We start from the raw sequence: 20,117 nt of genomic DNA, 5'->3' as shown, positions 1-20,117 counted from the left end.
GTTACCTTAACGGGTAATAGTGCTATCGTCGCATTGTCAGGCAATAGCCGGATAAATGTCGCGTAAATGTATCAGTTGGATGTTAGGAAAGAATTATGAGCATTTACTTGGGGATTGACATTGGTGCTAGTACCGTTAAACTGGGATTATTTGAGCCAGAAAAAGGGGTCATCGGAGAAAGGTTAGATCGTCCCAGCAGCGCCTCTGAGGGTCCCGACGCTACCGTAAATGTGATTCAAACCGCTACCCATGAGCTACTCGCAGCCAATGATCTACAATTCCAGGATTTAAAGGCGATCGGTGCTTGTTGTCCGGCTCCCATTGATGCCTCGGGAATGTGTGTTTATCCTACCAATATTGATCGCTCTTGGCAAGGGGTGAATATTGCCCAAAAACTCTCGGAGACTCTCCAGTTACCCGCTCTCCTCCTCAATGATGGAGACGCGGGCGCTTACCGGGAATACAGCATCCGCGAGGCTCAAAATCAGGCTTCTTCTGTCATGGCTCAGTTTATTACCGGAACAGGATTAGGCGGCGCTTTGATTGTCAACGGGAAAATCTGGTCGGCTCCCGCAGTTTCCGCAGAATTCGGTCATATTTGTATTGATAGCTCGGAAAATGCCGACCTGTGCGGATGTGGTGCGAGGGGATGTGCAGAAACCAGAGCGTCTTTATTGGGTCTGAGAAATATGGTTAAACACCGACAGGCTAAGGGGAATGTACCGGAAGCGTTACAAGGAGATCCCATGGAGGTGGCGAAAAACCTGCGTCGCTTGGGTCAAATGGATGAGCCTCTGTCGGATGTTGTGGCTATTTGGCAAGAGTATTTTACCAGCCTCGGTATAGCGGCTCGTAATGTGGTCAATACCATAGGCTGTGACCTGATTGTGATTTCTGGGGGAGCGCAAGAAAAGGAAAAAACGGCATCGGAGGGAGCATATCAACGATTCAAACAAGATGCGATCGCCTGGGTTCGTCAGGAAATTGACCATAGTTTCCCCCATCTCACCCAGACCAGGGTGGAATGGTCTATTGATACGCTCCCAGATAGTGCTGCTTACGGTGCGGCTCAATATGCGAGTGTAACCGCGAACTCGTAGACACCCAACAAATTCAGGTATTGGGGGGGGTCAAGAAACCCGGTTTCTCAAAGAAACCGGGTTTCTAGTCGTGATTTCACCCCACCTACAAATTATGCGATCGCTAAATGTACAGAAGTGGCGATCGCTTCTCGTTGTTGGGTATCATATCCCCATCTCTCCAAAAAGTCTTGATAGGGTCCCTCTCCCCTTTGGGAAGTTTCCAGAAGCTGCTGTAGTAAAGATTTGACTGGTGGTAAATTGAGGCCTTGAATTAACTCAATACAGCGCGATCGCACTAAGTCCGAACTGGCAGCCATATCCTCATTTTGGTGGCGATGATGATAGACTACCATGGCGGCGGACATCGCCAAATTTTTCACCAATAACTCCGAGACTATCTCAGGAGAAGATTCTAAGGCTTTTTGGATCTCTGGTGTCATTTGTTCAGGAATAGGGCGAGTATCCGTGAGGTAGGTCACAAAAAATCCCCTCGCCCCATTTTCCGAATGAACCAGTTTGGATATAGCCGCCGCCAAGTCTGAGTCCGAGATACTTCCCGCTTGGGATTGATCAATCAGAGATTGGGTAATGGCGATCGCATCTTCAAAGGTAATATTTTCCGGGATTGAGACAGAATAGATCATGATCGAACTAATTGAAATGTTTTGGGGTATTGCATAAGTTATGGCAATTATATCTTCTCACAATTCCCGCCCACATAAGCCAGCCCGCGAACCTTCATCTACCTATCAGGTGAAGCCACCAGCGGAGGAGTCCCTACTGATACCATCACCCACCTCTGAGGAAAAAAACAATCCCAAACCCGAAGAAAAAATTAGACCCCAACAACTAGCCGACTATATTGGTCAACGGGATCTCAAACAGGTATTGGAAATTGCGATCGCCGCTGCTAAGTCTCGCCGGGAACCCCTCGACCATTTGTTACTTTATGGACCTCCCGGACTCGGTAAAACTACCATGGCGCTAATTTTGGCAACAGAAATGGGCGTCAAATGCCAAATTACTACTGCGCCTTCCCTGGAAAAACCGAGGGATATTGCCGGACTTTTGGTTAATCAAAAACCCGGAGAGATTTTGTTTATTGATGAGATTCACCGCCTCTCTAAAATGGCCGAAGAAATCCTTTATCCTGCTATGGAAGACTCTCGTTTAGATATCACTATTGGTCAGGGACGTAGTGCGAGGACGCGCAGCATTCCCTTAAATAAGTTTACTATTGTCGGCGCAACTACCAGAATCGGTGCTTTGACTTCTCCCCTGCGCGATCGCTTTGGGTTAATTCAACGTTTGCGTTTTTATGAAGTTGATGAACTCGCCCAAATTGTCAACCGTACCGCTAAACTATTAAAAACTCCCATTACTCCCGAAGGTGCCTTAGAAATTGCCCGACGTTCCCGAGGAACTCCCCGAATTGCTAATCGTTTATTAAGACGGGTACGGGATTATTTGGAAGTCAAAGCATCCGGGGATATTACCGGAGAAATTGCGGCGATCGCCTTAGAATTATTTAATGTAGATCCCCTCGGTTTGGATTGGACGGATCAGCATTTACTCCGCATCATTATCGAAAATTTCAATGGGGGACCCGTCGGCTTGGAAACCCTAGCAGCAGCCAGCGGCGAAGATGCCCAAACCTTGGAGGAAGTCCAGGAACCCTATCTTATGCAAATTGGCTTTATACAGCGGACTCATCGCGGTAGAATCGCCACCGCTAAGGCTTGGCAACATTTGGGTTATGAACCACCACAAAAACAGCTTTCTTTGTTTGGTTAAATAACCCCCACAATCTCTATATTACCGCTACTCTCGCTTAACCTGACTCTCCTTCTCGAACCCCGCAACCACCTGATCAACTGTTAAGTTAGCCATCGGGATTTGCAACTCCTGCGAAATGCGATCTAGTGGTTTCATTGAGGACATAACCAACCGACTAAAAAAGCTGGTAAAACTGCTATCTATTTCTAGTTTATCATGGAGGCGGGTATCCTGCTCAATCCACTGGGTAATTTGGTCTAGAGTTACTGAGGCGATCGCACATTCTTGTTGCTGGGAAATTTCCCGTAAACAGCGCAGCGCATAAATAGCCAGACGGGTGGCAAACTTCTCCTTAGATGACAACAAAGCTGCATCTACCTTAACCGCTTCTTCTGGCGTTAAAAATTCTCTATCTGTCTGCATCATAATTAGATAATTACACTATTTCCACAAGATTGGGGAGGCCGCCAGTTAATGACTAATAATCAGATAACCACAACGATGCTCACCATTAACTAGCCAATGAGTCCGTTCTACGGTACAATCATATAGTACAGCCGCAAACATCTCTAACTCATGGCCGCAGACACTCGGAAAAGACTCAGCCACACTAGAAATCGCGCAGTTATGTTCTGTGAAAATATAGCGTTGCTCACCCGTGGCGACTTCCTCTTGAGTCTCTACGGCATACCACTCAGCCATATAACCTTCCCCTTGGCGAATTTCCGCCAATTTAGCTACGCGATCGCCTACTGGACCAGTCCCCACCCGTTGGCGATACTCCATGGCTTTTCTTTGCCACTGTTTGTGTAAAATCTGGCTAACCTGTTCGGGTCCCACGGTTTCAGCCAAAGTATCCAGGAAAGAAATTGCAAATTGATCATAACTATTCGGAAAGCGATCGCGTCCCTGACTGGTTAGGCGATAGATATGTTGGGGCCGTCCCATCCCTATCTGTACAGACTCATAATTGATCAACCCCGACCCCTGGAGATCCTTGAGATGCCGACGGGTGGCTTGGGGACTGATATCGAGAGCCTCCGCGAGTTCCTGAGCCGTAGCCTGATGACGTTTCAGAAGATATTGGAGGATGTCCTGCTTAGTCGAATGCTGTTGGGTCGTGGTCATCATGTTCACAAAAATTCAAAAAATTTTGGCTTTGACAATACAGTTGTTGCTAATGTAACCTAAAATAGACTTAAATAACAAATAGGTTGTTTAAGTCCCAGACAGTGGGACTTGGGATCTGCCATCCCGTGGGAGTTTGTCCAGGTGATGAGCCGGGACACCAGACCGTAAACCAAACCAACACAAGAGAACACAAGATATATGAGTGCTTCAGTCAAAACCCTAGTTAACCAGCCCTATAAATACGGCTTTGTTACTGATATTGAGTCCGACACCATCCCCAAGGGGTTGAGTGAAGATGTGGTGCGGCTGATATCAGCGAAAAAAAATGAGCCGGAATTTATGTTAAATTTCCGTCTCAGGGCTTATCAGCAGTGGCAGAAAATGGCTGAACCCACCTGGCCCCATGTTCACTATCCCCCCATTGACTATCAAGACATTATCTACTATTCCGCCCCCAAAGTAGAGAAGAAAAAAGGCAGTTTAGAAGAAGTAGACCCGACCCTAATAGAAACCTTTGAGAAATTAGGGATTCCCCTATCCGAACAGAAACGGCTGGCTAATGTAGCAGTGGATGCCGTCTTTGATAGTGTGTCCATTGCCACCACTTTTAAAGAAAAACTCGCCGAAGAAGGGGTAATTTTCTGCTCAATTTCCGAAGCCGTAGAAAGCCACCCAGAACTGATTGAGAAATATTTGGGGAGTGTAGTTCCCGTCGGTGATAACTACTTCGCCGCCCTCAACTCAGCCGTGTTTAGTGATGGTTCCTTCGTGTACATTCCCAAAGGGGTTAAATGTCCCATGGATCTGTCTACTTATTTCCGCATTAATAACGGTGAATCTGGGCAGTTCGAGCGCACCTTAATTGTAGCAGAATCTGGCAGTTCTGTCACCTATTTAGAAGGCTGTACCGCCCCCATGTTCGATACCAACCAATTACACGCCGCTGTAGTCGAATTGGTCGCTTTGGATAATGCCACCATCGAATATTCTACCGTGCAAAATTGGTTTGCTGGGGACGAAAACGGGAAAGGCGGAATTTATAACTTTGTCACCAAGCGGGGACTCTGTAAAGGCGTAAATTCTAAGATTTCCTGGACTCAGGTAGAAACCGGGTCAGCCATTACTTGGAAATATCCTAGTTGTGTGTTGGTCGGTGATAATTCCGTCGGAGAATTTTACTCCGTCGCCCTCACCAATAACTGTCAACAGGCTGATACCGGAACCAAAATGGTTCATATTGGCAAAAATACCCGCAGCACTATTATTTCTAAAGGTATTTCGGCGGGTCGGTCTGCGAATAGCTATCGTGGCTTAGTGAAAATGGGTCCGAAAGCTGTGGGAGCGCGGAATTATTCCCAGTGCGACTCTATGTTAATTGGCGACTGTGGACAGGCTAATACTTTCCCTTATATTCAAGTCGAAAATAGTACCGCCAAGGTAGAACATGAAGCCTCGACTTCTAAAATTGGGGAAGACCAATTGTTTTACTTTACTCAACGGGGAATTTCTGAGGAAGATGCTGTGTCTATGATTATCAGCGGCTTCTGTAAAGATGTGTTTAATAAATTACCCATGGAGTTTGCAGCCGAAGCCGATAAACTGCTGAGTCTGAAACTAGAAGGCGCTGTCGGTTAAACTATCTATTTCCCTGGGAGATGGTGGGGTTTCCTGTTGAAAACCCCCTAACCTAATTACGTCAGTTAATCACTAACACCAATCACACACATTTAGAGGTTGAGAATGATTCAAGAAAACAGTCCCGTGATTTTGTCCGTTAAGAATTTAACCGCTACCGTTGATGGTAAGGCGATTTTAAAAGGCTTAAACCTGGAAATTAAAGCCGGAGAAATTCACGCCATCATGGGTCAAAATGGGTCGGGAAAAAGTACCTTTTCTAAAATCTTGGCCGGACATCCAGCCTATGAAGTAACTGGGGGTGAAGTCACATTTTTAGGACAAAATCTCCTGGAATTAGAATCAGAAGAACGCGCCTTAATCGGTCTGTTTTTGGCTTTCCAATATCCCATCGAAATCCCTGGGGTTAGTAATCTCGATTTTCTGCGGGTGGCTTACAATTCCCAACGGAAATATCGGGGCTTAGATGAGTTAGATGTGTTTGATTTTGAGGATTTAATCCACGAAAAATTAGAGGTGGTGAAAATGCGTCCAGAGTTTCTGGAACGTAGCGTTAATCAAGGCTTTTCTGGGGGTGAAAAGAAGCGTAATGAAATCTTGCAGATGGCTTTATTAGAACCGAAATTAGCCATTTTGGACGAAACTGATTCCGGCTTGGATATTGATGCGCTGAAAATTGTCGCTAATGGTGTGAATCAATTGGCTAATGCTGAAAATGCTATGCTGGTGATTACTCACTATCAGCGGTTATTGGATTACATTGTCCCTGATTATGTTCATGTCATGGCTGATGGCAGAATTATTAAAACTGGTGCTAAGGAATTGGCGATCGAGTTGGAAAAACAGGGCTATGATGATATAATTGAAGCAGCCACAGTGGGGGTGTAGTTAATGATTCATATTCAAGAAAAACCAGAACTTTCCTATTTGAATCAGTTACTTAATCGGGTAAGGGGTTCTCTTCCAATTCCGGCGAGTTTCCCTTTGGAAAGAAACATTGCCGAACAATTACAAAATATTCGTGATAATGCCGCCAGTTGGGTTAAGGAATTAGCTATTCCTACCCGTCGCCATGAAGATTGGCGATTTACCGACCTTTCCGCTTTGTTGGAATTGCCTTTTCAACCAGCCACAGCGGTAGAACTTTCCCGAGACGAGATTTCGCCTTTAATCTTACCGGAAGTTAAAGGGACTAGGTTGGTTTTTGTGAATGGTTTTTACTCCCCCCAACTGTCCTGTTTAGATAATCTTCCTGATGGAGTATTTGTCGGCAATTTAGGACAACTCGATAAACCATTATCCGATAAGTTGGGGAACTACCTAACTCAACAACCCGACAGCCAGGAAGTTTTTACCGCCCTCAATACTTCCTCTTTGGCTGATGCTGCGGTGGTCTGGGTTCACCAAAATCAAGTCATTGATACCCCCATTCATCTGCTATTTATTTCCCTCAGTAGCAGCCAACCTGTAACCAGTCAACCTCGGACTTTAATTGTCGCTGAACCCGGAAGCAAAGCCACAGTAATTGAACACTACGCCACCGCGAATATTTTGGGTTGTTCAGACCGCACCCAAAAAACTCCTTATTTCACTAACACAGTGACAGAGTTATGGGTTGGTGACAATGCCGAATTACAACATACTCGCCTTCAACGAGAATTGGCTTCATCTTTCCATATTGGTCGCACTGTAGTTTCCCAAGGGCGTTCTAGCCGTTATACTGGTAACGCCATTAGTTTGGGGGCGAAATTGTCTCGCCATAACTTCGATATTCACCAAACCGCTGTGGGAACCGAAACTCAGCTTAATGGTTTGACTCTGGTCAATGGTCAACAGGTCGCTGATACCCATAGCGCCGTATTTTTGAACCATCCCCATGGTGTTATCAATCAATTACATAAAGCTATTGTGGATGACCGCGCTCATGCTATATTTAATGGTCGGATTGTGGTTCCCCAAGCGGCACAAATGACTGATGCGACTCAACTGAATCGTAATCTGTTGTTATCGGCTAAAGGGCGGGTTAATACCAAGCCTCAATTAGAAATTGTAGCTGATAATGTCAAATGTGCCCACGGCGCAACTGTTAGCCAATTAGAAGCGGATGAGATTTTCTATCTGCGGAGTCGGGGACTGGATGAAAAAACCAGCCGTAACCTGTTAATTGATGCTTTTGCGGCGGAAATTTTAGAGAAATTGCCTTTGGTTTCTCTCAAGCAAATTTTATCCCGCTGTGTGGCTTGTCGCACTGACGAAGGGGAAATGTAAAGGGGGTTACAGCTTGTTCACCAGTCGCTTAATACATTGCCCTCACCCTAAATCTGGATCCCAGAAAGAGAGAGGGACTTTGAGAGGTGATAAGATGATTTATGAACAGGCTGTAAGGGGGGGATTAATTCTTGATGATTAATCAACTATCTCCCCTCACCTCTGCTATCTTGATGATGGGGGAATTACCAGAGATGCTTTAATGGTTACTGGTTGCCAATTGCTAGATTTAGGGATTAGACAAAATGACACTTATTAAAGAAAAAACACTAGGACAAAAGGTGCGGGGAGATTTCCCCATTCTACATCAGGAGGTGAACGGACATCCTCTGGTTTATTTGGATAATGCGGCTACTTCTCAAAAACCCCAGGTGGTTTTAGATGCTATCCAAAACTATTATCAAACATATAATTCTAATGTTCATCGGGGTATTCATACCCTTAGCGCTAAGGCGACTGATGAATATGAAAAAGCCCGCCAAAAGGTGGTTGAGTTTATTAATGCTGATTCCTACCAGGAGATTATTTATACTCGTAACGCCAGCGAAGCCGTGAATGTGGTTGCCTATTCTTGGGGGTGGGAAAATCTACGGGCTGGGGATGAGATTATTTTGTCGGTAATGGAACATCACAGTAACTTAGTCCCTTGGCAAATGCTGGCTAAGAAAACTGGGGCGGTGATTAAGTATGTGGGATTAACGGCTAACCAGGAGTTCGATTTTGAGGAGTTTAAAACCCTCATTTCCCCTCAGACTAAGTTGGTGGCTGTCCTGCAAATGTCTAATGTTTTGGGCTGCATTAATCCGGTGAAGGAAATTACGGAAATTGCCCATCAATATGGGGCGAAGGTGTTGATTGATGCCTGCCAAAGTTTACCACATTTACCGATAAATGTCAAGGAAATTGATTGTGATTGGTTAGTGGGTTCGGGTCATAAAATGTGTGGTCCGACGGGGATTGGTTTTCTGTATGGTAAGCGGGAAATACTGGAGTCGATGTCGCCATTTTTGGGGGGTGGCGAGATGATTGGGGAGGTGTCGTTAGAGGGTTTTACCTGTGGGGAATTACCCCATAAATTTGAGGCGGGAACTCCGGCGATTGGAGAGGCGATCGCTTTAGGTGCAGCCCTGGATTATTTAATGAAGATTGGCTTGGATAAAATCCACGCCTACGAACAGGAATTAACGGCTTATTTATTCAAGAAATTAAGTGATGTTCCCGAAATTACTATTTATGGACCCCCCCCAACGGCTGAGGGTAAAGGACGGGCGGCATTAGCATCATTTTCAGCGGGAGAAATTCACCCTAATGACTTATCAATGCTGTTGAATGATTCGGGGGTGGCGGTGCGTTCAGGACACCACTGCACCCAACCTTTACATAAGTATCTAAAGGTTAATTCTACGGCGCGGGCGAGTTGTTATTTTTACAATACCCATGAGGATATTGATGCCTTTGTGGTGGCGTTGAAAGAGGCGATCGCTTTTTTTAAGCAGATGTCTTAATCTTAGCTAAGGGCTTCATAATGGAAGCCTTGGAATTCAGGCGATTTGATTCTCCTTGGTGATCAAATCGCCGATTCCATCTTAATCCATTAATTCCTAGGCTTGAAAAAGTCTGCCCCAACCAGTTCCGGGTCCTTCTGCCGTCCAACGATAGGTCATTTCATATTTGCTGTAAATTGCACCCTTACCATTTTCAACCGCTCCGGTGTAGCAATCATTAAGAGAACCATAAGGATCATTAACAACAAAATCCCCGTTTTCAGTGCGCCCCCGGACAACAATCATGTGACCGCCACAAGGATGTTCCGTCGTCCCCCGATGATAAATACCAATCACAACAGGACGCTTCGCTTCTAGTTCTCGATAAACATCATCAAAATCCAGATCGGTGTGCCAAGTGCTTTTCAAACCAAAATCTGATAAGGCTTGGGTTTGCACTGTATGATCGGTGGTATCTCCATATTTAAAAACCACTTCTAAGTAGATATCATCTCCAGTGGTTCCGAGTAAAGTTCCCGGCTTGAAATATTCTAAACACATGGCACAAGACGATGAATTACAAGTTCTTTCTGGATCTCGATAGTTGTCAGTTTGCGGAAACCAAGGAACAGGTAGTAAAATTTTATCGGGTTTAATCTGGAGATTCTGATTGTATATCTCTACATCTCTGCTGTGAACAAACCAAGTATTTTTTACCTTAAATGATTGACCCCAAAATGCAACTTTCAGGTAATCTCCGGTTTGGTACGCATAGGAGTGAACCGGATAAACACTTTGTTCTTTAATTTCGACTTGTTGATCGCTTGAGAGTTCGGAAAGGTCTTCGATGACGGTGCGGAGGGTTGTGGTGTGGATAAATTTAATCTTCACAGCCACTTCTGAATTGGCAGGTTCTGAATTGGCAGGAGAGGAGGCTATTGGGCGCGACTCTGTCACTTTACAGGCTTTGTTATAATATTGGTGACGATCTTCTAAGCCATTGTAACCCCCGTTGACTCTTAGGGTAATTTCTTCCACGGTTGCGCCGCGATCGCACAATTCATTCATGCGGTTATTGTGCCACCAAAATCCGGCACTGGTAAACGGATAATGCTCCGCCATATAATCGCAACCTTCCATAATTTTGGCATCGCCCAGCGCATCGCAGAAGGCTTTATAATTGTTTCGTCCGGTGAAGCGCCCCCGAACCTTTGTATTTTGGGCCGTCACCAGAACAAGTATTTCCCCAATCGCTGCGCCCTTCCAAATAAGACCCATCACTGAGTTCTTTTAACCACTTCAATCCCCCGGATTCGTGGGCAATTTTACTGATAAAATGACAGATTCTAGGGGGGGTATTGATTTGATAAAAATGCAGACAACGATTCAGATCTGCTAGTTCATCTTCACGGATAAAATTACCAAAAATCGCCTTGCCTTCTGGCTGAGTAATCAATGGCTCTTCCGCCCCTTCTGGCATTACCGATGGCAGTCCATCCCCATCTTTACTAAAGGCATAAAAGGTTCCACTATTGGCGGCTAAAGTGACCTTAATATGTCCATTTTCAGCAGGTTCAAATGCTTAAACTTCGTAGGTTTTTCCCGCCGTAACCGCGACCATTTGATCAGGTTTCAGTTCCGAGGACTGGATAGGCAGTTTTTGGAATTTGGTATGGGCTTTGGCGACAATTGTTTTCATGGTTATTTGCAGGTTTCAGATTTGATTTCATGGAAATAACGAATTGAAACAAAGGATTCTGAATTTGGGCATTTTGCAATTATTATCGATAGGATGAAAACATTTATATTGTCTAAATATTCATTGTGATCAGCCTGGGATTTTGTCAAGATCGCAGATAAAAAACCCAACCAGAGCAACATTAAAAGATTGATTGGCTATTTGGTTGATATGTCTCATATTTTCTCTCTCCTTTTTTAGTCATAATTGGTAGGTATTGAATTGCTCCTATGTTGTCATAATTTCCATTTTTTTGATATTTTCCTCTCTCGCATAAAATCCATGATTATAGAAAAATGTTACGCCACCTGTTAAACTCAATAATAGGGCATATACGCAGAAAATTATATACCAAGTTTTACTCACTTTGCGCCTTAATTGTTGCTGATAATTCCACAATTAAAAATCTGCATTAAAATCATCATATTCAGGAGGAAGTAAAAATTTGTCTTCTGGATCAAGATTCTTCATGGCTTCATCTCAAATAATTGTAAATTTATTGTTTTTGTTTGACAGTGGCGGACAAAAAAGAAACAATAGAACCCAAGACAATATTGAAAGACTGGGAAGCAATATTATTTTCGTCTTGATAAGTTTGGGCATCCTCTAGCAGAAGTTCTGCCACCCAATTCATTTTTTTTGGGGAGTCATAATCGCGAGTTATTTGGGCAACATTTTCTGGAGTTTTCGCAAAATAATTATTGCTAAAAAAGTTGATATAACCAGTCGCAAAAAACAAAATCATGTAAGTGGTGAGGATGGCGTACCAAGTTTTACTCATTTGTGTTGTTTGATTTGGGGTGAATGGTTGGTAATATTGTCAATATGAACGGTGGGCGATCGCCAATTAACGGTGGGCGATCGCCAAGATTTACCTCGACGAATGCTCAATGTAATTTGATAAATTGTGGGATTGCATCTCGCACTGGCACCCCTGGCTTCTGATCATAGACTTCGCCACAATCGAGAAAGCATTTCGCCGCCTCGATCAACTCTTGGCAATTTTCGGGATTGTCAATTTCTTCGCCAATCTTTTGATACTTTTGATATTTTTTAAAAATATATCGATTGTGGGGCTTTTCGAGGAGCGATCGCAAACGACCTGGCTGCTTTTCCACTTGCAAGCGATCGTTGAGATCGAAATCCAAACGTAATATATCACTCCCAACACTATCCAGAATTTGATTGCCAATATCTTCGGAATTTTGGGAAGCAGGATTTAAGAAGATGTCCGGTAGATGCTGAACCCAACCCAGAGAACTCCATCCCTTGATTTCTTCATAGCTGTAGGGACAAGTGGTGTTGCCAGTTCCGATGGAGAGTACGGCAATATCTTTTAAAGTTAATCCGTTATTTTTTTCCAGCAATAAAGCGGGGTATGCCTCATTTGCTTGAGCCAGTTGACCGCCGCTAATGTTAATCACATGGGCACCTTGTTCAAGGGCTTGATTGATTTGGCGTGCCAGGTCTAGCTGGGAAAGAGAATCTGGGCGGCGATCGGAAAATACTGGCAAAATTAGACCGCGACAACCCGGAGCGATACGGTTGAGGCGGTGATTTTTTGATGTTTTGGATTTTCTGTTAATATCTTTCGTAATTTCTCAAATTAATTAATCGATTCTATGTCCCCAAAAAAGGTGCGATCGGACCGGAACATTTTCCAGAAATTACCAGGCGATCGCACTCATGCAAAACGGTGGGCGTTTAGTAAAATCAATTCACCAGTTTGGCGAGGGAACCTGTGGCTACTCCCGCTTCCTCTTTCAGCACAGTCACTGGATGGACACCACCCAGCTTTTTCCGAGCTTTTCGATCACCTTGCGAACCTTTAAAACCTTGCACATTAGGATTGGTGCATACATATTCCCCCAAAGGGGCTAGGGTTCGGCTATTACCGCGACTTCCTACCCATCTGACTGATCGATTAGACCTCTGGCTTTATCTACACCCCTAAAACGCGGATTGAATTCAATTTCGGAAAATTTTGAGTTATGGTATTTTCCCAAATGAAGCCCCATCAAAAAAGGGAGCGATCGCCCCCCTTTTGACTAAGTATGATCAGGGCGATCGCTTAGTAAAATAGTGCTGTTAACCCCAAATATTCACGATATCAGGTGAGAGAATACCAATTGCTTTCGCCCAGGTATCATCAAACAATTTACCAACTCCTATCTCATGTTTTTGAGTCCAATCTTTGACAAACCAAAATTGGTAGTCAGCCGCAATTTGAAACAGATGGAGATCGCTGGCAGCTTGAATGTATAAGGAACCGTAGCGATTTATCGCTTCCAGAACAATTGGATGGTCAAATTTACCTTTAAGCACCGTTTCTTCGTCAGGTTCTTTGCGGGTATCAATGGCAATTTTGGGTTTTTCAAGAGCTACCTTGTTCATTTCCTCTTTCCATTTCTCAGCCGAGTAGTATCGGGGACAATTGTTTTGATTGTCAATTTCAATTGGTGAGGAAATCGCCTTTTCTGCTGCGGCTAGTTGACTCTTTTTATCTTGGGGGCGAAACTGACTGCCACTTGCCTGAGAAAATAAGCTACATAACTCAAGAAAAGCATGGTTGTATTCCGTAGGATTATCACGCTCTAATGACCATGCACTTTTGGGACTCCAGCAGGGTTTATAGCGATATTTAACGAAGCTGTAATCGGGAAAATGTCCCATCCATCCATGTCCTACATAGCAGGGAGGTACATTGGGAGCAGCTTGCAAATTTTCATGAGATGTACAAGACAGCTTGACTTTTTTCCAACTCTGACCCATATCTTGATACTCAATATTTTGCCAAACATCATTTTTGAGCCAGGAATTGTCAATATCCCAGTAAGTATTGATTACATGATCAAGGGCGCACCAATCTTGGTGGGCCCAAGTATCTCCAATAACATGAGCCCTAACCCCCAACAAAAGCAATCCAAAGCGTTTGAGAATAGACTCCTTATTTGCAGAACTTAATAAGGTCTTACCACCAGCAGATTTGATCAGAATGTTTTCCAAACGGCTTGAATCAGTGAGACAGCGAATTGTGTCTTTGATCATCGCTCTAGACAAAGCACTTTGTGGCCGATTGAGCAACTTACCAATGTCCGGAGTAATTTTGCTCTTAAGGCTCGAATCAGGATCTATTTCCCGTAGGTGATAGTCAGGTAATAAGGCAGCAACATCTTTTCCATGGACATCGATCTTAGTTGGTGTACCAACAGGGTCATTATAGTTTCCAGGAGGAAAGTGAAATGATGCCCATAACCCACTACTTCCACTGGCTCCGGTACTCAAGGTGCCTTGAAATGTGTAACGAGGATAATCGACTTTGGCGATCACATTATAATCTCGCTCTAAAGATTTTTCGGTATTGCTGACAATATGCCAGTATCCGGCATATTTTTCATTGCTCAAAAAATCGATGAAATTAGAGGCTGTAGCAATAACAGTTGCATCCTTTTGACTATAATTGCCGCCGATTCTAGCCGCGTAGTAAGTTCCATAATAATGAAAATCTTGATCCACAATATTTACCTCTTGAGAGTGGGTGATACTTGTGTATTTACATTCTCAAGACGATTGCTATCTTCAATTTATGAATTTTGCCAATTATCAGGTGTGGCTTTGAACATGGCTAGGATTTTTCGCGAGCTATCGAGTTTTTATACTTTTGATGGTTAATATACATTCAGGCTAGATTAAATCTCTGGTTTGTACCAATCTCACCCGCGTAGTTAAGTCAATATCGGCTACAATTGTAGCCGATCGCCGTTTGGTAAATTTCAGTGAAAACTATTTAGTAACCACTTCATATACCCAGATGATTGATTCTCCTTCTTCTTGCATAAAAGCCCGAACTCTGACCAAATCATTGGAACATAATTTATCCGACGGGTCGTCCATCTCATCCCACACCTTCCGAGCCGGACCGTTACCATCTTGATGTATATTGCCGACTGCAATTTTTCGCTTACCAATGAGCGGCCAAGAAGCAGCAAATTGTATGAAACCCGATCCCCCTTTGAGCTTATAATTTACCCCAAAGGAAAAGTAATTACAGTCAAATTTACCGACCCCTAACTGCTCGGGTTGGATATCGCCAAGGGGCCAATTTTGCGAGTCATTATGGGATCCCACGCGCTCCAGGACATATTGGGTCTTGTTAATGACTTCAATGACATATTTTTTGTCGTATGTGACCAATCCTTTGATCTGATCGAAAGTTTAATTGACATCAATTGAAATTGAGCCGGTGACTGCCATGGTATTTAACCTTTAATAGTGGTGTTGACTTAGTTATAGCAGCCAACAGGAAATAGGGAACAGGGAATAGGGGTTCAAAAGAGTCCACCTCCCAGGTTTCAGGACCGTGGATGTCCTAAATGTTCTGGCTGCTACTATATTAGACGTTTGAGGGGGGTGATCTGTGAATTTTGCGAATTATCAGGGGTGGTTTTCCGAACCGCGATCGCCATTCATACACCCGTCACTCTTTCTTGCAGTTTTGCCCGTTGTTGTGACTGCCTCGCCGCTTGTAAAATCTTGCACCAATCCCGATAAATTTGGGCATCCTCGCCAGACAGCTTGTAAGCCGTCTCCATTGCTGATGCCGCCTTCTGATATTGTCCGGCATGGAACAAACCCCAACCGTAGGAATGCCAACTCTTGGGGTTAATGGGGTGTTCCTCCGTTAACCGAGCCAAAATTTTGACTCCTTCCGCAAACTCCTCTCGGGCGATGTGATAATAAGCCAGTAACGCCAAACCCTCCACCGTAGTCATCCGTTGCCGTGCCGTGTCAATCATTTTTTTAGTCTGCTTCCCCTCCTTTTCCCATACCAAACCCATCCGGCAACGAGTCTCTATCTGTCGCTTGAGAACGTGACAATCGTCCGGGGCTAATTCCAGCATCCGCAGCAACCGCACCTCCGCTTCCCCGACATCCCCCAGAATCATCAAAGCATCGTAGCTGTCAATTAGCGCCACAATATCATTGGGATGAACTGACAAAATGTGATCAAATGTTCCCAAAGCCCCAGATATATCTTCTTTCTGCATCTGTAGCCGCCCCAATGCCAGCCAGTGCGTCATGTTGTCCGGTTCTAGGGCTGTGGCTGACTCAAAGGCGACAATGGCTGCTTCCAGGTCATGCCGACAGACGGCAATTAATCCGCCGAGATGCTGTTGAGTTGCTTCGTGGCGAACTTGGGATAAGGCTTTTTCATAAACTGCCACTGCGTCGGCTTCTTGCCCCATTAGCTGCAACATTTTCCCTAAGTTTAAATACACCTCAACCAATTGGGGTTGTCGCTCAATAACTTGGTGATACTCTTCGATTGCCCGTTGCCAATCACCCGTCGCATACAACAGATTCGCCAATTCTAGCCGCTTTTTCCATCCCGATGGATATTTTTGTATGTACTGATCTAAGGTTTTTAGCTTCTGGTTGATTCGGGTTGGTTTTTGGTCTAAAACCAAATACACATTTCTCTCACTCCCGGAAAGTAGGGTGACAGATACCATACATGAAAAGGTTTTTTTAGACATCTCGCTATTTGGTGGTGTTTGATTATTGCAGATATGCACCTGGTTATCCTTCGGTGTTCACAAGTCCAATCGATAACTGTCTATCTAGGCAGGTCGCGGTTAAGTGATAACTGACTACCACCGATTTACACTCGACACCAGATAAATCGTCGATTTTTGAGTCTTCTATTAACAAATTATTGGTGACGTAAAAACTCTCAGATAAAGTTGATTCAAAAGGATCTACCCCTGAAAGATAACTTCTCACCTTCTGGGCGAGAATATCTCGTGCCTGTTGAATGCGTTTGTAAGCATTGTCTCTGGAAATTCCGAGTTTTTCGGCGATATCTGGATAAGACAGTTCTCGGTCATAACGGAGAATGAAAGGGATGCGAAGCCGTTCAGGTAGTTGGTTGACAACACTCTGAATAAACTGCCTTAACTCATGCCTCAAAATTTGCGATTCTGGGGATTCACAACTACATAAAATAACATCTTGTGCTTGAATATATGAATCTTCTATGTTGTCAATACTGATTGATTTTCGGCGACGTTCTCGGTGAATATCTAGGCATAGATTATGGGTTAAGCGGGTTAGCCAAGCTCGGAGATTCGTGATTTTTGGGGCGTATTTTGGTAATTTATCCCTGGCTTTTAACATGGCTAGACTGAGGGCTTCTTCCGCTTCCGTCCGGTTATTTTCCATCCAACTAATACAGCGATTATAAAGGTAGTTTTGATGGTAATACCAGAGGAGCCATAAGGCATTCATTTCCCCTTCTGAAAGACGATTTAATAGTTCTTGTTCTTCTGCCTGTTTCAAGGGTTGGACATCGTTTGCTTTCGGGGAACGATATCGCCTGATGGGGTCTTTAATTTCCATAAGAGGTACGAGGGATTCAAAACGTCAATGGTTTTGGCGATCGGAGCCTGGTTGGCTTCCATCTAATTTGCCTCCACCCTTTTATACCGGGAGGACAACGACAGTATATGCTCGTTTAGACCTTGGTAGATCAGTCCGAATTTTGATCAGGTTTTTGGCTCGTCTGTAATATGATACTCGATCGCTTGATTAAAGTCTATACCACTTATGTAAATTTTTTTGCTGAAAAAATCCCACATCCCAACAGGAAGTTCACTCGATATACTCTCAATCTGGTTGATCTGGGTTTTCACGGGGGAATGGATTGGGGGAACTTCCTACCCGGAAAATGATGGTAAAAATGTTGTCTGTCACCAACATACGATTCCCAAAGGCATCGTTACCATAATCATACTCTTGATGTTGCCACGATGCTGATAGCGTGGGACTGTTGGGCTGATTTTTCAGTCTCCAACTGATGGTGCTACCGTAAACCGACCGGCTGGAGGTTTTGTCGATGGGTGCGATATAACCTGATAAGGTGACGTTATTAACTGGGCGGACTGCTAATTCTATCAGTAGGCGATCGTCGTAGGAATTGGGGAGGATATCCCCGAAATAGTTGGTTAAACCCAGGGAAAATCTTTGCCAGTTTAAACGTCCCGATAACCCTAATTCGCTGGCGGGAGAAATGCTGACAACATCCCCAATGCGGGTTTCTCGGTCGATCGCATAATTGAAAAAACTCGACAGGATTAAATTCCTATTATTCCCCAGGCGAAACCTTTTGGAAGCATTCCCAAACACCTGGCTGTAATAGTCGCGATCGGGGTTGACATAGCCGATCGCACCCCCTCGAAAACTCCAGCCGTCCGTCGTGTTAAATGTATAGTCTGCCCCTAGGTAAAGTTTCACCATTTCCGAAGCAATAACCCCCGTATAGTAGCGGAAAATGTCTTGACTTCGCGTCCAGTTTCCGGTTAAACTAAGGTGAGGATAATATCGCCGTTGTTCTAGGTAAACACTTTGGCGGTTCAAGTTGACATCTTGCCGCAAAAAACTCAGATAAACTTGGGTGTAAAAGTTCTGTATATTCTCGGTGGAAAAGATGTCTTGATTGACCACAGACATTAACTGTAGATTATCGACATCTTCTCCCCCTTCCGCCCCCGCCCTCATAGCAATTTGGGGACCGGTCGCCCGGAAAAAAAGGCGATCGCGTCCGAAGCTGCGATCGAGAACCGGAGACAGCCCCAACCAGAGGCTGTGATAACTCGCCCCAGGAATTTCCCTCAAACTTCTGATATTGGGAGTCAAACTTTCCGCCCGCCCCAGACCAGCGGAATAAATCGTAAAACTACTGCTAGGTAAACGGGTATTATTAGCAGCAAAAAATAAGTTACGGTTAATGCTGGTATTCGGGGGATTTTCGCTCCCTTCCAGGTCAGGAATGAGGTCTGGTAAAAATTGTGCCCCCGCTTGGATAACCGTATTGAGACAGCGATTTTCATCATCCCCAAATAGGGTAAATCCGTAAATCGTGCGCCCCAAAACCGCTTGGGGATCGTTGGCTTTCACCACCTGTCGCACCCGGGAAAATGTGCCGGCGATGGTCAGGTCGATTTCTTCTTGGCGTTTAATTGTGCTTCTTTGGGATTGACTATTTCCCGGAAAAGTGCCAGAATTAGGAAAGTACAAATCTAGCCCAATCGGTTGGCTGGCGGTTCCCCCTTGAAAACCGGGAAGCTGCATAAAAGCTAAGGTTTCCGGTGCCAAGACATCCCCCACCTGTGAAGTTTGCAGAACCCGGGTTGGCACAAAAAAGTCGGGGTCGATGCTGTTGCGATCGATGACCAACCCCGGCATATAAGTACATTGTTGGTCACTGGGAGCATCAGGTAAAAAACAAGCCCCCGTCAAACTCATTTGAATTTCCAAACCGTTCATGGTTTGGGGTTCCGTGGTGGTGGTGGTTACTCGCCTTTCCAGCGGCACCGTCCGCAGTTGCAAGTAACTCCCCCGCTGGTCTACCCTGTAAATATTAGTTCGGCTAAGGCTTTCGATAATCTCCGCGTGGAGTTTGAACGTACCATCTAAAACCATGTCGCTATTTGTGGTATTAGCGAAGGCTTGCACGCCGCTCACCTGCCATTCGGTCAGGTGGCTGATGGGGATATCATTAAGGGTTAAAGTAGTGGTAAAGGCGCTAATTTGGTCGTTAGGAGCCACGCGAGGGGGGATGATATAGTCCGGGTCTGACGGTGGCGGAGAAGGTTTGGGGGTTTTATTCAATCCGGGGTCAGGTATCGCCCATGGGAGGGGAGTTTGTGCCAAGGCTGCGGGAATGGCAGTGAGGTGGAGGACAGCTAAGGCAACGACAAAGCTACAGTTGTGTATCTTCACAGATTTCCGAGTTAGTTGAGGGACAGTAGGGGTATATGTTTACCCACAGCGTGTTGGGTTCCCCCAAGGGGGTTCTGAGAAACCCGATTTTTGGGAAAAACCGGGTTTCTTGGCTGAGGAAAGGGGTATATGTTTCCCCAGGGGGTGTTGGGTTCCCCCAGGTAGGTGCGATCGCTCTCCAGTAGTAGGTTGGGTGGAGTGCAACGGAACCCAACAACGGGT

The 20,117-nt window shown here is 44.8% G+C and carries 19 protein-coding genes; 6 read left to right on the top strand and 13 right to left on the bottom strand.

Features of this window, described 5'->3' with window-relative positions; genetic code table 11:
* The first annotated feature begins 95 nt into the window (after positions 1-95).
* Complete coding sequence (locus tag ACTIE0_RS03685) at positions 96-1,100, top strand: ROK family protein (RefSeq protein WP_006620657.1); 1,005 nt, start codon at positions 96-98, stop codon at positions 1,098-1,100.
* A 92-nt stretch (positions 1,101-1,192) separates the two neighbouring features.
* Here the strand turns inward: ACTIE0_RS03685 and ACTIE0_RS03680 are convergent, their stop codons facing one another.
* Positions 1,193-1,726 carry a hypothetical protein gene (locus ACTIE0_RS03680; protein WP_006670506.1) on the bottom strand — a complete coding sequence of 178 codons (534 nt, stop codon included), beginning with the start codon at positions 1,724-1,726 and terminating at the stop codon, positions 1,193-1,195.
* A 40-nt stretch (positions 1,727-1,766) separates the two neighbouring features.
* On the opposite strand from ACTIE0_RS03680, the gene ruvB reads away from it, so the two are divergent.
* Entirely contained in the window at positions 1,767-2,876 is a 1,110-nt protein-coding gene (gene ruvB, locus ACTIE0_RS03675) for a Holliday junction branch migration DNA helicase RuvB (protein WP_006620655.1), read from the top strand.
* 27 nt (positions 2,877-2,903) lie between these two features.
* Here the strand turns inward: ruvB and ACTIE0_RS03670 are convergent, their stop codons facing one another.
* Both ACTIE0_RS03670 and sufR read right to left on the bottom strand, forming a co-directional pair.
* The gene (locus ACTIE0_RS03670; protein ID WP_006620654.1) at positions 2,904-3,284 is read right to left on the bottom strand and encodes a hypothetical protein; all 381 of its coding nucleotides are present in this window, start codon (positions 3,282-3,284) and stop codon (positions 2,904-2,906) included.
* A 45-nt stretch (positions 3,285-3,329) separates the two neighbouring features.
* On the bottom strand, positions 3,330-3,989 hold the full coding sequence (sufR, locus tag ACTIE0_RS03665; RefSeq protein WP_006620653.1) for an iron-sulfur cluster biosynthesis transcriptional regulator SufR: 660 nt from the start codon (positions 3,987-3,989) through the stop codon (positions 3,330-3,332).
* A gap of 198 nt (positions 3,990-4,187) precedes the next feature.
* Between sufR and sufB the strand changes: the two genes are divergently transcribed.
* The 4 genes from sufB (at position 4,188) to ACTIE0_RS03645 (ending at position 9,397) form a co-directional block, all read left to right on the top strand.
* Complete coding sequence (gene sufB, locus ACTIE0_RS03660) at positions 4,188-5,624, top strand: Fe-S cluster assembly protein SufB (protein ID WP_006620652.1); 1,437 nt, start codon at positions 4,188-4,190, stop codon at positions 5,622-5,624.
* 105 nt (positions 5,625-5,729) lie between these two features.
* Positions 5,730-6,512: a Fe-S cluster assembly ATPase SufC gene (gene sufC / locus ACTIE0_RS03655; protein ID WP_006620651.1), complete on the top strand. Its 783-nt coding sequence runs from the start codon at positions 5,730-5,732 to the stop codon at positions 6,510-6,512.
* A 3-nt stretch (positions 6,513-6,515) separates the two neighbouring features.
* Complete coding sequence (gene sufD, locus ACTIE0_RS03650; protein ID WP_006620650.1) at positions 6,516-7,892, top strand: Fe-S cluster assembly protein SufD; 1,377 nt, start codon at positions 6,516-6,518, stop codon at positions 7,890-7,892.
* A 245-nt stretch (positions 7,893-8,137) separates the two neighbouring features.
* The gene (locus ACTIE0_RS03645) at positions 8,138-9,397 is read left to right on the top strand and encodes a SufS family cysteine desulfurase (protein WP_006620649.1); all 1,260 of its coding nucleotides are present in this window, start codon (positions 8,138-8,140) and stop codon (positions 9,395-9,397) included.
* A gap of 96 nt (positions 9,398-9,493) precedes the next feature.
* Here ACTIE0_RS03645 and ACTIE0_RS03640 read toward each other — a convergent pair whose 3' ends face one another.
* The 10 genes from ACTIE0_RS03640 to ACTIE0_RS03595 all read right to left on the bottom strand — a co-directional run.
* Positions 9,494-10,498: a C39 family peptidase gene (locus tag ACTIE0_RS03640; RefSeq protein WP_231296409.1), complete on the bottom strand. Its 1,005-nt coding sequence runs from the start codon at positions 10,496-10,498 to the stop codon at positions 9,494-9,496.
* Positions 10,499-10,550: 52 nt separating this feature from the next.
* On the bottom strand, positions 10,551-10,856 hold the full coding sequence (locus ACTIE0_RS03635; RefSeq protein ID WP_006620647.1) for a hypothetical protein: 306 nt from the start codon (positions 10,854-10,856) through the stop codon (positions 10,551-10,553).
* A 754-nt stretch (positions 10,857-11,610) separates the two neighbouring features.
* The gene (locus ACTIE0_RS03630) at positions 11,611-11,895 is read right to left on the bottom strand and encodes a hypothetical protein (protein ID WP_006670505.1); all 285 of its coding nucleotides are present in this window, start codon (positions 11,893-11,895) and stop codon (positions 11,611-11,613) included.
* A gap of 106 nt (positions 11,896-12,001) precedes the next feature.
* The gene (locus ACTIE0_RS03625) at positions 12,002-12,628 is read right to left on the bottom strand and encodes a hypothetical protein (RefSeq protein ID WP_006620643.1); all 627 of its coding nucleotides are present in this window, start codon (positions 12,626-12,628) and stop codon (positions 12,002-12,004) included.
* A gap of 574 nt (positions 12,629-13,202) precedes the next feature.
* Positions 13,203-14,630, bottom strand: a complete 1,428-nt coding sequence (locus ACTIE0_RS03620) for a DUF6765 family protein (protein ID WP_006620641.1) — start codon at positions 14,628-14,630, stop codon at positions 13,203-13,205.
* 267 nt (positions 14,631-14,897) lie between these two features.
* Positions 14,898-15,308 (bottom strand): hypothetical protein, encoded by a 411-nt coding sequence (locus ACTIE0_RS03615; RefSeq protein ID WP_006670504.1) that lies wholly within the window; start codon positions 15,306-15,308, stop codon positions 14,898-14,900.
* A 272-nt stretch (positions 15,309-15,580) separates the two neighbouring features.
* Positions 15,581-16,651, bottom strand: coding sequence for a tetratricopeptide repeat protein (locus ACTIE0_RS03610; protein ID WP_006670503.1), 1,071 nt, complete (start codon positions 16,649-16,651; stop codon positions 15,581-15,583).
* A 43-nt stretch (positions 16,652-16,694) separates the two neighbouring features.
* A complete protein-coding gene (locus ACTIE0_RS03605; RefSeq protein ID WP_006620638.1) occupies positions 16,695-17,513 on the bottom strand; it encodes an RNA polymerase sigma factor in 819 nt (272 codons plus the stop codon).
* A 267-nt stretch (positions 17,514-17,780) separates the two neighbouring features.
* The gene (locus tag ACTIE0_RS03600) at positions 17,781-19,895 is read right to left on the bottom strand and encodes a hypothetical protein (RefSeq protein ID WP_006670502.1); all 2,115 of its coding nucleotides are present in this window, start codon (positions 19,893-19,895) and stop codon (positions 17,781-17,783) included.
* Positions 19,876-20,117, bottom strand: a 242-nt coding sequence (locus tag ACTIE0_RS03595) for a hypothetical protein (protein WP_439516836.1), incomplete at its 5' end; no start/stop codon positions are given. The genes ACTIE0_RS03600 and ACTIE0_RS03595, both read right to left, overlap by 20 nt.

This window comes from Limnospira sp. (assembly GCF_051859755.1).
GTDB classification, from domain to species: Bacteria; Cyanobacteriota; Cyanobacteriia; order Cyanobacteriales; family Microcoleaceae; genus Limnospira; species Limnospira fusiformis.
Note: the sequence above shows the minus strand (reverse complement) of the source record. Positions and strands in the feature narration are given on the sequence as shown.